12 protein-coding genes are annotated in these 13,350 nt (G+C 57.5%); 8 read left to right on the forward strand and 4 right to left on the reverse strand.

What is annotated here, in order from left to right; all coding sequences use genetic code 11:
• Nucleotides 1–118: 118 nt before the first annotated feature.
• The 4 genes from HHJ17_RS07385 to HHJ17_RS07400 form a co-directional block, all read right to left on the reverse strand.
• Nucleotides 119–2,716, reverse strand: coding sequence for a bifunctional aconitate hydratase 2/2-methylisocitrate dehydratase (locus tag HHJ17_RS07385; protein ID WP_296501593.1), 2,598 nt, complete (start codon nucleotides 2,714–2,716; stop codon nucleotides 119–121).
• A gap of 63 nt (nucleotides 2,717–2,779) precedes the next feature.
• The gene (locus HHJ17_RS07390; protein WP_296505758.1) at nucleotides 2,780–3,316 is read right to left on the reverse strand and encodes a hypothetical protein; all 537 of its coding nucleotides are present in this window, start codon (nucleotides 3,314–3,316) and stop codon (nucleotides 2,780–2,782) included.
• Nucleotides 3,317–3,351: 35 nt separating this feature from the next.
• Nucleotides 3,352–4,398: an aldolase/citrate lyase family protein gene (locus tag HHJ17_RS07395; protein WP_296501592.1), complete on the reverse strand. Its 1,047-nt coding sequence runs from the start codon at nucleotides 4,396–4,398 to the stop codon at nucleotides 3,352–3,354.
• A gap of 26 nt (nucleotides 4,399–4,424) precedes the next feature.
• Entirely contained in the window at nucleotides 4,425–5,411 is a 987-nt protein-coding gene (locus HHJ17_RS07400) for a malate dehydrogenase (RefSeq protein WP_296501591.1), read from the reverse strand.
• Nucleotides 5,412–5,588: 177 nt separating this feature from the next.
• On the opposite strand from HHJ17_RS07400, the gene HHJ17_RS07405 reads away from it, so the two are divergent.
• From HHJ17_RS07405 to leuC, 8 genes are all read left to right on the forward strand, one after another.
• Nucleotides 5,589–6,392 (forward strand): GntR family transcriptional regulator, encoded by an 804-nt coding sequence (locus tag HHJ17_RS07405; RefSeq protein WP_296501590.1) that lies wholly within the window; start codon nucleotides 5,589–5,591, stop codon nucleotides 6,390–6,392.
• A 311-nt stretch (nucleotides 6,393–6,703) separates the two neighbouring features.
• Nucleotides 6,704–7,150: a succinate dehydrogenase, cytochrome b556 subunit gene (gene sdhC, locus HHJ17_RS07410; protein WP_296501589.1), complete on the forward strand. Its 447-nt coding sequence runs from the start codon at nucleotides 6,704–6,706 to the stop codon at nucleotides 7,148–7,150.
• 16 nt (nucleotides 7,151–7,166) lie between these two features.
• Nucleotides 7,167–7,532 (forward strand): succinate dehydrogenase, hydrophobic membrane anchor protein, encoded by a 366-nt coding sequence (gene sdhD / locus HHJ17_RS07415; RefSeq protein ID WP_296501588.1) that lies wholly within the window; start codon nucleotides 7,167–7,169, stop codon nucleotides 7,530–7,532.
• A gap of 68 nt (nucleotides 7,533–7,600) precedes the next feature.
• A complete protein-coding gene (gene sdhA, locus HHJ17_RS07420; RefSeq protein ID WP_296501587.1) occupies nucleotides 7,601–9,397 on the forward strand; it encodes a succinate dehydrogenase flavoprotein subunit in 1,797 nt (598 codons plus the stop codon).
• Nucleotides 9,398–9,434: 37 nt separating this feature from the next.
• Nucleotides 9,435–10,139: a succinate dehydrogenase iron-sulfur subunit gene (locus HHJ17_RS07425; protein ID WP_296501586.1), complete on the forward strand. Its 705-nt coding sequence runs from the start codon at nucleotides 9,435–9,437 to the stop codon at nucleotides 10,137–10,139.
• 6 nt (nucleotides 10,140–10,145) lie between these two features.
• On the forward strand, nucleotides 10,146–10,445 hold the full coding sequence (locus tag HHJ17_RS07430; protein ID WP_296501585.1) for a succinate dehydrogenase assembly factor 2: 300 nt from the start codon (nucleotides 10,146–10,148) through the stop codon (nucleotides 10,443–10,445).
• A gap of 10 nt (nucleotides 10,446–10,455) precedes the next feature.
• Nucleotides 10,456–11,766, forward strand: a complete 1,311-nt coding sequence (locus tag HHJ17_RS07435) for a citrate synthase (protein WP_296501584.1) — start codon at nucleotides 10,456–10,458, stop codon at nucleotides 11,764–11,766.
• 113 nt (nucleotides 11,767–11,879) lie between these two features.
• A complete protein-coding gene (gene leuC / locus HHJ17_RS07440; RefSeq protein WP_296501583.1) occupies nucleotides 11,880–13,328 on the forward strand; it encodes a 3-isopropylmalate dehydratase large subunit in 1,449 nt (482 codons plus the stop codon).
• The last annotated feature ends 22 nt before the right edge of the window (nucleotides 13,329–13,350 follow it).

Raw genomic sequence — 13,350 nt, forward strand, 5'->3', positions numbered from 1 at the left:
TGAATTATCCGGCAGCCGGCATTGAGCGGGCGGCACAAAAAAGCGCCCCCGCAACCAACGTTGCGGGGGCGCTTTACTGAAGCTTCACCCAGCAGCAGCTGGGCCTCGCCGAGCGGGGTTAAGCCGCGACGCTTGACTTGACCGTAGCGGCCGCGTCGGTATAGTCCTGCACCTTGTCAAAATTGAGGTACTGATAGATCTGGTCGCTAGAGGCCGTTAGCACGCCCATGTCAGCCATGTACTCGGCTTTCGTGGGGATGCGTCCCAGCTTGGAACAGATGGCCGCCAGTTCGGCGCTACCCAGGAACACATTGCTGTTCTTGCCCAGACGATTCGGAAAGTTGCGGGTGCTGGTGGAGAACACGACGGCGCCCTCTTTCACTTGCGCCTGGTTGCCCATGCACAAGCTGCAACCCGGCATTTCCATGCGGGCACCGGCAGCGCCGAGCACACCGTAATGGCCTTCTTCGCTCAACTGTTTGGCATCCATCTTGGTCGGTGGTGCCATCCACAGCTTGACCGGGATATCGCGCTTGTTTTCCAACAGCTTGGACGCTGCGCGGAAATGGCCGATGTTGGTCATGCAGGAGCCGATGAACACTTCTTCGATCTTCGTGCCAGCGACGTCGCTCAATGTTTTCACATCGTCCGGATCGTTCGGGCAAGCGACGATCGGCTCATGAATGTCCGCCAGGTCGATCTCGATGACAGCCGCATAGTCCGCATCCGCATCACCCTTGAGCAATTGCGGATTAGCCAACCAAGCTTCCATCGCGGCAATACGACGGTTGATGGTGCGCACGTCGGAATAACCCTCAGCAATCATCCATTTCAGCATGGTGATGTTGCTGGTGATGTACTCAATGATCGGCTCTTTGTTCAGGTGCACGGTGCAACCACCGGCACTGCGCTCGGCCGACGCGTCGCTCAACTCAAACGCCTGTTCGACCTTGAGGTCAGGCAAGCCTTCAATTTCCAGAATGCGACCGGAGAAAATGTTTTTCTTGCCTTGCTTGGCCACGGTCAGCAAACCCGCCTTGATGGCGTAGAGCGGAATGGCGTTCACCAGATCGCGCAAGGTGATGCCCGACTGCAGCTTGCCTTTGAAACGCACCAGCACGCTCTCAGGCATGTCCAATGGCATGACGCCAGTCGCAGCGCCAAAGGCCACCAAGCCGGAGCCAGCCGGGAAGCTGATGCCGATGGGGAAACGGGTGTGGCTGTCGCCGCCGGTGCCGACGGTATCGGGCAGCAACATGCGGTTCAGCCAGCTGTGGATGATGCCGTCACCCGGACGCAAGGGCACACCGCCGCGGGTGCTCATGAAGTCAGGCAACTCATGGTGCATCTTCACGTCCACCGGCTTGGGGTAAGCCGCGGTGTGGCAGAACGATTGCATCACCAAGTCGGCGCTGAAGCCCAGGCAGGCCAGGTCTTTCAGCTCGTCGCGTGTCATCGGGCCGGTGGTGTCTTGCGAACCCACGCTGGTCATTTTGGGCTCGCAATACGTACCAGGACGAACGCCCTGGCCTTCTGGCAAACCGCAGGCGCGGCCGACCATTTTTTGCGCCAGCGTGAAACCTTTCTTGGTGTCCACCGGGTTTTGCGGCAGGCGGAACAAGGTACTGACCGGCAGGCCCAGTGCTTCACGCGCTTTGGCGGTCAGACCACGGCCAATGATCAAGGGAATGCGGCCACCGGCGCGCACTTCGTCAAACAGCACGTCGCTCTTGACCTTGAATTCGGCAATCACTTTGCCGTCTTTCAATGCTTTACCGTCATAAGGACGCAGTTCCACCACGTCGCCCATGTTCATGGCGCTCACATCCAACTCGATCGGCAAAGCGCCCGAGTCTTCCATGGTGTTGTAAAAAATCGGGGCAATCTTGCTGCCGAGACAGACACCGCCAAAACGCTTGTTCGGCACAAAGGGAATGTCTTCGCCAGTGAACCACAACACCGAATTGGTGGCGGATTTGCGGGAAGAACCGGTCCCGACCACGTCACCAACGTAGGCGACCAGATGGCCCTTGGCTTTCAGTTCGTCAAAAAACTTGACCGGGCCGCGCTTGCCGTCTTCTTCCGGCACGATGCCAGGACGCGCGTTTTTGTGCATCGCCAGGGCGTGCATCGGAATGTCGGGGCGGCTGAAAGCGTCCGGGGCCGGCGACAGGTCGTCGGTGTTGATCTCGCCTTCGACTTTGAACACGGTGAGCGTGATCGAGGCTGGCACTTCAGGACGCGAAGTAAACCACTCGGCATCCGCCCAGCTTTGCAGCACCGCTTTGGCTTGGGCATTGCCCTTGTCGGCTTTTTCCTTGACGTCATGGAACTGGTCGAACATCAACAGGGTCTTCTTCAGACCATTCGCGGCCACCTGCGCCACGACGGTGTCATCGAGCAAGTCCACCAGCGGGCTGATGTTGTAGCCGCCGAGCATGGTGCCCAGCAGTTCCGTGGCTTTCTCACGCGAAATCAAGGCACATTTTTCGGTGCCGTGGGCCACGGCGGCCAGGTAGCTGGCCTTGACCTTGGCTGCATCGTCCACACCCGCCGGAACGCGGTGCGTAATCAGGTCCACCAAAGTGGCTTCTTCACCTTGGGGCGGATTTTTCAGCAGCTCAATCAGTTCGCCCGTTTGCTTGGCCGACAGGGGCAATGGGGGAATGCCGAGGGCGGCGCGTTCGGCAACGTGGGCACGATAAGTCTGCAACATGAAAACTCCTTTTAAATCAATGAAACTGGCTCTAGCCCTTATCGGAAGGGCTTACTATGCTATTTATTTTGCAGCAACCGACGTGGGCGCATCGAGTACGCTGGGGGATGGATTCTTGATCAGATAGGCGGCCATCGTGGCCTGATCTGGGCTCATGCATTCATCGGCCAGCCGCTGGCCCAATTTATGGTTCATCAGCATGGACTTGTTGGCCAGTTGCAACCAGACCGTCCCGGCCTTGGGGTCTTCCAGCCGCACGGCACCGGTGCTGGATTTAACCGGAAACATGTGGTATTTCTGATTCTTGGTCTGCACATCGAAGTAGCCCGGCGATTTGGCGTCTGCTGTCAAGGTCACAAAAGCGCCCAACTCACAAGGCAGTTTGCCCTGGTACACCTGCTGGGCAATCGCCAGTTCGACCGGGGTCAGGGCAACATCCGCCGCCATGATGCCGGTCGCCATTTGATTGGCCGTGGTTTTGGCTTCCACGCGACTATGCGTTGCGCGCTTCACCTTTTTGACCACATGCTCAGACGTCTGTGCCGCCAAAAGCGCGACGGGCACCATAAACAAAATGACAGATGCAAGAAGTTTTTTCATCATTTGTAACCTCAGTTAGTGGCATTAAGCCGAAATTAAGTCGGGAAATAGGCCCGCGCTTCAGCGGGTAGACGACGTCCCGTCTGGTGCGCCCGCTCCAGCACTTGCCAGAAATAGCGGTAACTCGCACGGTCATGCAATTTACCCCCAAATGAGATGGGAGCCCAATCGGCCTGCACGGCGGCCATCATGATGTGCGTTGCCAGCTCAATTTCCTGCTCCGGGGGCGCAAAGGCCGCCAGTATGGGACGGATCTGACTTGGGTGAATACTCCACATGCGGGTGTAGCCCAAGGCACGGGCAGCCCGGGACGCCGCAGCCTGCACCGCCGCCAGGTCGTTGAATTCAGTCACCACACAATGGGCCGGGACTTTGCCATGCGCATGGCAAGCCGACGCGATTTCCAGTTTGGCTCGCACCACCAAAGGATGGGAAAACTGGTCCAGACCATCACCACCTGGGCCGGCATGGATGCTCATCGCGCTAGAGGGAATAGCCCCGCCGTGGGCAGAAACAAAATCCATCAAACCAAAACTGATGGACTGGACGCGCGGGTGCGCGGCAATCTCGAAAGCGCGGTGAACCGAGGCAGGAGATTCAATCAATACGTGCAGCGGCAAGACGCTTGCGCGGCCAGTTCGGGTCGCCACGTGGTCCACCAGTTGCGCCGCACGATCAACGTCCGCCACGGTTTCAATCTTGGGAATCATCAGGTGGCACAAGCTTGCCGCCGCACCACCCACAATAATGTTCACATCTTGCTCAAAGACAGGATGATCGACTGGATGCACGCGCACCGCAATGCGGGGTACGATACCAGACGCTATATTTTTAATAGCTTCTTGCGCATGATTGGCAAGGGTTACAACCATATTTGCATGGTCTTTTTCACCCCCAACCGGGGCGCCATCTTCACAGTCCAGCGTCACGTCAAAAACGCAGGCGCCGAACTCTTGGGACATTTCAGCCTGCAAAGCCAGGCTCTTGCGCATCCGCGCCTCCACGCCGCAGTAATGGTCACACACCGGCAATGAAGCCGCGGTGGACTGTGCATCGAGGAGAACGTCGCGCGGATGCCTCACAAGCCTGACTCGCTTTGGTCTGCTAATTACAGCAGGTGGGCGACGCCAGCTTGCTCGTCTTGCAGCTCTTTCAGGGTCTTGTTGATGCATTCCTGGCTGAACGCGTCAATGGGCAGGTCTTGCACCACGGTGTATTCGCCACCTTCGCAGGTCACGGCAAAGCCGAACACGGTGTCTTTAGGAATGCCGTATTGGCCGTCCGATGGAATACCCATGGTGACCCACTTGCCGTTGGTGCCCAGGGCCCAATCGCGCATGTGATCAATAGCCGCGTTGGCAGCCGAAGCCGCCGACGACACGCCACGTGCAGCAATGATGGCCGCGCCGCGTTTGCCAACGGTAGGCAGGAACACGTTGGCGTTCCATTCCTGGTCGTTGATCATGTCCTTGACGCTGGCACCGTTGATAGTCGCGAAGCGGTAGTCGGCGTACATCGTAGGTGAGTGGTTGCCCCACACGGTCATTTTTTCGATGTCGGCCACGGCCTTGCCCGTCTTGTCAGCCAATTGGCTCAAAGCACGGTTGTGGTCCAGACGCAGCATGGCGGTGAAGTTCTTGCGTGGCAGATCAGGCGCGCTCTTCATGGCGATGTAGGCATTGGTATTGGCAGGGTTACCAACCACCAGCACCTTAACGTTGCGACTGGCGACAGCGTTCAAGGCCTTACCTTGAGCTGTGAAAATCTCTGCATTGACGGCGAGCAATTCAGCGCGCTCCATGCCAGGACCGCGAGGACGCGAACCGATCAGCAAGGCGTAGTCAACATCCTTGAATGCGGTCAAAGGATCGCTATGGGCTTCAATACCTACCAACAAGGGGAAGGCACAGTCTTGCAATTCCATGATCACGCCCTGCAGCGCTTGCTGGGGTTTCTCAAAGGGGACTTCGAGCAATTGCAGAATCACGGGTTGGTCTTTGCCCAGCATTTCGCCGGAGGCGATGCGGAACAGAATAGCGTAACCAATTTGACCAGCTGCACCGGTAACGGCGACGCGGACGGGCTTTTTGCTCATGGTAAGAACTCCAGAAGTGTTGTGAAACGGGTGCTGGTGGCGACTCAAACGGCTTGCCTGAGCCCACATAATGCGGGACAAGTTTACTCTGGAAAACCTTGATCCGTCAACTTGTCTTATGTCTTATATAAGATATGATTCGGCCAATTCCAAACACTTGTGCGGAATCACTCATTCATGTCCTCAATACCCACCCCTTCCGCCGGAAATCTCGTCCCAGGCAGCGACAGCGGCACCCTCGCCGGCGCGCAGGTGACACCAGCGTTCAGCCCCCTGTACCAGCAGATCAAGGGACTGATCCTGAACAGCCTGCGGCTGGGAGAATGGAAACCGGGCGAGGCGATTCCGAGCGAAATGGAGTTGGCCGCACGCTTTCGCGTCAGCCAGGGCACCGTACGCAAGGCCATTGATGAGCTGGCCGCTGAAAACCTGCTGGTGCGCCAGCAGGGCAAAGGCACTTTTGTGGCCACCCATGCCACAAAGCAGGTGCAGTTTCGCTTTTTGAAGCTCGTCCCCGACAGTGGCACCCCGGGCAGCGAAGGTCCGGCCCAGCGCGACATTATTGAGTGCCGCCGAACACGCGCCAGCGCGGATATTGCGCGGGCGCTGGCACTGCGCACGGGCGACACCGTGCTGCAAGTGCGCCGGGTCTTGAGTTTCGCCGGCTCGCCCACGATTCTGGAAGACATCTGGCTACCCGCCACCCCTTTCAAAGGCTTGACCGCAGAACGGCTGGCCAACTACCAAGGCCCCATGTATGCCTTGTTTGAAACTGAATTTAATGTCCGCATGGTCCGCGCTGAGGAAAAATTACGTGCCGAGCCTGCGGTGGAGGGGCGCGAACTGCTCCTAAAAGTCTCGCATGGAACGCCCTTGTTAAGTGTGGAGCGAATTGCCTACACCTACAAGGATGTTCCGATGGAATTGCGCCGCGGCTACTACCGCACTGACACGCATCACTATCACAACACCTTGGGCTAACTTTTATGCTTTCCAAGCGAGACCCCGGATGATAAAAAATCAACAACGCATGTCACCCGAGAAGTGGCAGCAGATCCACGCCAGGGCCGTCGAAATATTGACCCGTCTGGATAGTTTGTAACCTTCATGTCAGGCAGTGGCATTTCATGCTCTTCCATACAGTAAATACGGAAATAAAACGTCACTTTCATGACCTAAATTGTCAGCCTTTACATCCTCAGCCCGAGATCGATGCTGCATTGCAATAGAATTTCAGGGTAACCAGTTTTTACTAGTTACCAAGCAGTTACTCAAAACATAGAAAGCCAAGTATGTCCGAATCAGCGACCAGCTCCGCGAAAAAGCGTCCCGAGTTCCGCAACATCAACGCCTTCACAGACCTCCCCACCTACCGCCTGCCCCTCGCAGGTTTAGTGTCGATCTTGCACCGCGTTAGCGGGGCCATCATGTTTATCTTGATGCCCTTCATCATCTGGATGTTTGACAACTCGATTTCTTCTGAAATCTCATTTGCAAAATTCAAGTCGACCTTCAATCTGGGCATGTTGGGTCTTCCCGGCGTGCTTTGGAAGCTGGTCGCACTGGCGCTAATCTGGGCTTATTTGCACCACTTCATCGCGGGCATTCGCCACCTCTGGATGGACACTCATCACGATGCTGTCAGCAAAGAGTTTGGCAAATCATCCGCAGCCTTCACGCTGGCCGTGAGCATTGGCTTGACCATCGTGCTCGGCGCCAAGCTGTTTGGCCTCTATTAATTAAAAGGAACACACCATGTCTGTTAATTACGGCTCCAAGCGCATCGTTGTCGGCGCTCATTACGGTCTGCGTGACTGGCTGGCGCAACGCGTTACAGCGGCCCTGATGGCCCTCTTCACCTTGCTGGTTCTGGCGCAGGTCATTTTCAGCAAAGGTCCGATTGGCTACGACCAGTGGGCGGGCATCTTTTCCCCCCAATGGATGAAGGCGTTAACCTTCACCGTTATCCTGGCCCTGTTGTTCCACGTGTGGCTCGGCATGCGCGACATCTGGATGGACTACATCAAGCCGGTCGGGCTGCGTCTGACCCTGCAGGTTTTCACCATTGTCTGGCTGGTCGCTTGCGCTGGCTGGGGCATTCAGATCCTTTGGCGCCTTTAAGACGCTCCAAATAAAGCGTTTTCAAGCCACCTCTGGCCGCATCTGACAACCAAGACTCAACCAAAATTATGACCGCTACATCCAAACTCCCCAAGCGCAAATTTGACGTCGTTATCGTCGGGGCCGGTGGCTCCGGCATGCGTGCTTCGCTGCAACTGGCCCGCGCTGGCCTGAACGTGGCTGTGCTTTCCAAAGTATTCCCAACGCGCTCGCACACCGTGGCGGCACAGGGCGGCATTGGCGCCTCTTTGGGCAACATGGCCGAAGACAACTGGCACTATCATTTCTACGACACCGTCAAGGGTTCCGACTGGCTTGGTGACCAGGATGCGATTGAATATATGTGCCGTGAAGCGCCCAAGGTCGTGTACGACCTGGAGCACATGGGCATGCCATTTGACCGCAATCCTGACGGCACCATCTACCAACGTCCGTTTGGCGGCCATACCGCCAACTACGGCGAGAAGCCGGTGCAACGCGCCTGCGCGGCCGCTGACCGTACCGGCCACGCCATGCTGCACACGCTGTACCAGCAAAACGTCAAAGAAAAAACCAGTTTCTTTGTCGAGTGGCTGGCGATGGACCTGATCCGTGATGAAGCCGGCGACGTGGTGGGCGTGACGGCACTGGAAATGGAAACCGGTGACGTGCATATTTTCGAAGCCAAAACCACCCTGCTCGCCACTGGCGGCGCCGGGCGTATTTTTGCGGCATCGACCAATGCCTTCATCAACACCGGCGACGGCTTGGGCATGGCCGCACGGGCCGGCATTCCCTTGGAAGACATGGAGTTCTGGCAGTTCCATCCGACTGGCGTGCATGGCGCCGGCGTGTTGCTGACCGAAGGCTGCCGCGGCGAAGGTGCCATTTTGCGAAACAGCAATGGCGAACGCTTCATGGAGCGCTATGCGCCCGCCTACAAAGACTTGTCCCCCCGTGACTATGTGTCGCGCTGCATGGACCAGGAAATCAAGGAAGGCCGCGGCTGCGGTCCCAACAAGGACTACATCAACCTCGACATGACCCACTTGGGTGCCGAGACCATCATGAAGCGCCTGCCGTCGGTGTTCGAAATCGGCCATAACTTTGCCAACGTCGACATCACCAAAGAGCCGATTCCGGTCGTGCCCACCATCCATTACCAAATGGGTGGCATTCCGACCAATATCCATGGCCAGGTCGTCACGCAAAACGCAGACAACAAGAGCGAAGTCGTCAACGGCCTGTACGCGGTGGGCGAATGCTCCTGCGTCAGCGTGCACGGGGCCAACCGCCTGGGCACCAATTCGCTGCTGGATCTGCTGGTGTTTGGCCGCGCCGCGGGCAACCACATTGTTGACTTCAACAAGACCAATACCGCGCACAAACCGATGCCGGCGAATGCGGCCGACGCGACGCTGGCACGCATCGCACGCCTGGACAACGCCACCAGTGGCGAGTATGCGCAAGATGTGGCCGATGACATCCGCGCCACCATGCAACAGCATGCGGGCGTGTTCCGTACTCAAGCAGCCATGGACGAAGGCGTGATCAAAATCGCCGCCTTGCGCGAGCGCGTCAAATCCATCAACCTGAAAGACAAGTCCAAGATTTTCAACACAGCACGCATCGAGGCGCTGGAAGTTGAAAACCTGATTGAAGTGGCACAGGCCACGATCGTGTCGGCTGCCGCCCGCCATGAAAGCCGTGGTGCGCATTCCGTCAATGACTATGGTGATACGGCCGAGAATCCCAATGGCCGCAACGATACCGATTGGCACAAGCACACCCTGTGGTACAGCGAAGGCAGTCGCCTGGCCTACAAGCCAGTGCAGATGAAACCCCTGACGGTCGATTCCGTGCCCCTCACCGTGCGCAGCTTCTAAGTCAAAGTCAAGCTAACCAGATCAGCGAGAACACCCTATGTCAAAACGCACATTCCAGATTTACCGTTACGACCCTGACACCGACGCCAAGCCCTACATGCAGACCATCGAGGTGGAACTCGATGGTAGTGAGCGCATGTTGCTGGACGCGTTGATGAAGCTCAAGGCGCAAGACCCCAGCATCACCTTCCGTCGCTCATGCCGCGAAGGCGTCTGCGGCTCCGACGCGATGAACATCAATGGCAAGAATGGTCTGGCTTGCCTGACCAATATGCTGACCTTAACGGGCACTATTGTTCTGAAGCCTCTGCCAGGACTGCCGGTTGTGCGCGACCTGATCGTCGACATGACCCAGTTCTTCAAGCAGTACAACTCGATCAAACCGTATTTGATCAACGACAACGTGCCGCCCGAAAAAGAGCGTCTGCAAAGCCCGGAAGAGCGCGATGAGCTCAATGGCTTGTACGAGTGCATTTTGTGCGCGAGTTGCTCCACGTCTTGCCCCAGCTTCTGGTGGAATCCAGACAAGTTCGTCGGTCCGGCCGGCCTGCTGCAGGCCTACCGTTTCATCGCGGACAGCCGTGACGAAGCCACCGGTGAACGGCTGGACAACCTGGAAGACCCTTACCGTCTGTTCCGCTGCCACACCATCATGAATTGCGTTGATGTTTGCCCCAAAGGTCTTAATCCGACCAAGGCCATTGGCAAAATCAAGGAAATGATGGTTCTGCGCACGGTCTAACCAGGCATGGAAACCCGCGCTGTGACCCACACCGATGAGTTGATTGATGAGAGGGCTCTGAGCAAGCTGAAGTGGCGTTGCCGCCGCGGCCTGCTGGAGAACGATATTTTTATCGACCGGTTCTTCCGGCGTTTTGAATCGTGCCTAACCGTCAAGCAGGCGCAAGGTATGAGCGCTTTAATGGAATTGAGCGACCACGATCTTCTGGACCTGCATCTGGCACGCAAAACAATTGCGCAAGTCGATGCTGATCTGGACCGAGACGATGTCCGTGAAGTTTTAAGTATGTTGAGAGAAACCCGCTGAAAGGTTGAGAATGAAATTAGCTGACAATAAAGCCACCCTGTCGTTTAGCAACGGCAGCCCCAGTGTTGACCTGCCGGTGTATCAGGGCAGTGTCGGACCGGATGTCATCGACATCCGCAAGCTGTACGCTCAAACGGGCATGTTCACGTACGATCCGGGCTTTTTGTCTACGGCGTCCTGCCAATCAGCTATCACCTACATTGATGGCGACAAAGGTGAGTTGCTGTACCGCGGCTACCCGATTGAACAATTGGCGACCAACTGCGACTTCATGGAAACCTGCCATCTGTTGCTGTACGGCAACCTGCCGGATGTGGCCGCCAAAACGGCTTTCGTCAAGCGCGTCAGCAACCACACCATGGTCAACGAGCAGATGCAGTTTTTCCTGCGTGGCTTCCGTCGCGATGCCCATCCGATGGCCATCATGACTGGTTTGGTAGGCGCCCTGTCGGCCTTTTACCACGACAGCACCGACATCAACAACCCGGAGCACCGTGAAATCTCGGCCATCCGCCTGATTGCCAAAATGCCCACCTTGGTGGCCATGGCATACAAGTACAGTGTGGGCCAGCCTTACATGTACCCCAAGAACGAGCTGAGCTATGCGGGCAACTTCCTGCATATGATGTTCGCCACACCGTGCGCCGACTATGTGGTCAACCCGGTCATTGAGCGCGCTTTGGACCGCATCTTCGTGTTGCACGCAGACCACGAACAAAACGCTTCCACCTCCACGGTTCGCCTGTGCGGCAGTTCCGGCACCAACCCGTTTGCAGCCATTGCGGCGGGCGTGGCCTGCTTGTGGGGTCCAGCGCATGGCGGCGCCAATGAAGCCTGCCTGAACATGCTGGAAGATATCCAGAAAATGGGCGGCATCTCCAAGGTCGGCCATTTCATGGAACAGGTCAAGGACAAAAATTCCGGCGTCAAGCTGATGGGCTTCGGTCACCGGGTCTATAAAAATTACGACCCACGCGCCAAGCTCATGCAGGAAACCTGCAAAGAAGTGCTGGCCGAGCTCGGTCTGGAAAATGACCCGTTGTTCAAACTGGCCATGGCACTGGAAAAAATAGCACTGGAAGACGAATATTTCGTTTCCCGCAAGCTCTACCCCAACGTTGACTTCTACTCCGGCATCGTGCAACGCGCCATTGGTATTCCGGTCGGACTGTTCACCGCAGTCTTTGCGCTGGCCCGTACCGTCGGCTGGATTGCCCAACTGAACGAAATGATTGGCGACCCCGAGTACAAGATTGGCCGTCCACGCCAGTTGTTCACCGGCTCTGTGAGCCGTGACGTGCTGCCGATTTCCAAACGGTAAAACTGCGTCATTTAAAACGCCCGCCGGATGGCAACGCCGGCGGGCGTTTTGCATGGGAAATGCAGTGCTTGCACGACGCCGCTTAAAATCACGGATTGCCAAGGAAAAATCACATGGGACGCACTCTCTACGACAAACTTTGGGACGAACACGTCGTCCACACCGAAGACGATGGCACGGCCATCCTGTACATCGACCGCCATCTGGTGCATGAAGTCACCAGTCCGCAGGCTTTTGAAGGACTGCGCCAGGCGGGACGCAAGGTGTGGCGCGTCAGTTCCATCGTGGCCACGGCTGACCACAACACCCCCACGACCGGCTGGGAATTAGGCTACGACGGCATCACCGACCCGACCAGCAAAGAGCAGGTCATGATGCTGGACACCAACATGCGGGAGTTCGGTGCGGCCGCCTACTTCCCGTTCCTGTCCAAACGACAGGGGATTGTCCATGTCATCGGGCCAGAAAATGGCGCGACCCTGCCCGGCATGACGGTGGTCTGCGGCGACTCGCATACCTCCACCCACGGTGCCTTTGGCGCCTTGGCCCATGGCATTGGTACCAGCGAAGTGGAACATGTGATGGCCACGCAAACCCTGCTGGCCAAAAAAGCGAAAAACATGCTGGTCCGCGTTGAAGGCACCCTGCCGCGCGGCTGTGGTGGCAAAGACATTGTGTTGGCCATCATCGGCAAAATCGGCACCGCGGGCGGCACCGGTTACACCATTGAGTTTGGCGGCGCCGCCATTCGGGCTTTGAGCATGGAAGGCCGCATGACCGTCTGCAACATGGCGATTGAAGCCGGTGCCCGCGCCGGACTGGTGGCGGTGGACGAAAAAACCATCGACTACGTCAAAGGCCGGCCACTGGCACCGGGGCACAACGCGGCCAACGACGCGGCTGCCGCCGTCGAATGGGACCAGGCGGTGGCATATTGGAAAACTTTGCACTCCGACGCCGACGCCAAGTTCGACACCGTCGTGGAACTGGATGCCACGCAGATCATTCCGCAAGTCACCTGGGGCACCTCGCCCGAGATGGTGCTGGGCATTGACAGCCGCGTGCCCGATCCGGACAAAGAAAAAGACGCCAACAAACGCAGCGCCATCGAGCGGGCGCTGGTCTACATGGGGCTGGAGCCCGGCAAGGCGCTGGACGACCTGTACGTGGACAAGGTGTTCATTGGCTCCTGCACCAACAGCCGGATTGAAGACATGCGCGAAGCCGCTGCACTGGTCAAAAAATTGGGGCAGAAAGTGGCCAAGAACATCAAGCTGGCCATGGTGGTGCCGGGTTCGGGACTGGTCAAGGAACAGGCGGAACGTGAAGGTTTGCATGAGATTTTCAAGGCGGCCGGCTTTGAGTGGCGCGAGCCGGGCTGCTCGATGTGTCTGGCCATGAACGCTGACCGGCTGGAGCCGGGCGAGCGTTGCGCGTCCACCAGCAACCGCAATTTTGAAGGGCGCCAAGGCGCCGGCGGACGCACGCACCTGGTCAGCCCCGCCATGGCCGCTGCCGCTGCCATTTACGGCCATTTCGTGGATGTCAGGAAATTTGTCTGAGCCGCGAGGCAAAGGGAATCAC

The sequence above is a fragment of the Rhodoferax sp. genome (assembly GCF_012927445.1).
GTDB lineage: Bacteria > Pseudomonadota > Gammaproteobacteria > Burkholderiales > Burkholderiaceae_C > Rhodoferax.

Excerpts from the sequence above, each read along its gene's own strand:
- HHJ17_RS07435 (WP_296501584.1), top strand. The coding sequence starts at position 10,456 with ATGAAATTAGCTGACAATAAAGCCACCCTGTCGTTTAGCAACGGCAGC.
- sdhD (WP_296501588.1), top strand. The coding sequence starts at position 7,167 with ATGTCTGTTAATTACGGCTCCAAGCGCATCGTTGTCGGCGCTCATTAC.
- sdhA (WP_296501587.1), top strand. The coding sequence starts at position 7,601 with ATGACCGCTACATCCAAACTCCCCAAGCGCAAATTTGACGTCGTTATC.
- HHJ17_RS07385 (WP_296501593.1), bottom strand. The coding sequence starts at position 2,716 with ATGTTGCAGACTTATCGTGCCCACGTTGCCGAACGCGCCGCCCTCGGC.
- HHJ17_RS07390 (WP_296505758.1), bottom strand. The coding sequence starts at position 3,316 with ATGAAAAAACTTCTTGCATCTGTCATTTTGTTTATGGTGCCCGTCGCG.
- HHJ17_RS07400 (WP_296501591.1), bottom strand. The coding sequence starts at position 5,411 with ATGAGCAAAAAGCCCGTCCGCGTCGCCGTTACCGGTGCAGCTGGTCAA.
- HHJ17_RS07430 (WP_296501585.1), top strand. The coding sequence starts at position 10,146 with ATGGAAACCCGCGCTGTGACCCACACCGATGAGTTGATTGATGAGAGG.
- HHJ17_RS07405 (WP_296501590.1), top strand. The coding sequence starts at position 5,589 with ATGTCCTCAATACCCACCCCTTCCGCCGGAAATCTCGTCCCAGGCAGC.
- leuC (WP_296501583.1), top strand. The coding sequence starts at position 11,880 with ATGGGACGCACTCTCTACGACAAACTTTGGGACGAACACGTCGTCCAC.
- HHJ17_RS07425 (WP_296501586.1), top strand. The coding sequence starts at position 9,435 with ATGTCAAAACGCACATTCCAGATTTACCGTTACGACCCTGACACCGAC.
- sdhC (WP_296501589.1), top strand. The coding sequence starts at position 6,704 with ATGTCCGAATCAGCGACCAGCTCCGCGAAAAAGCGTCCCGAGTTCCGC.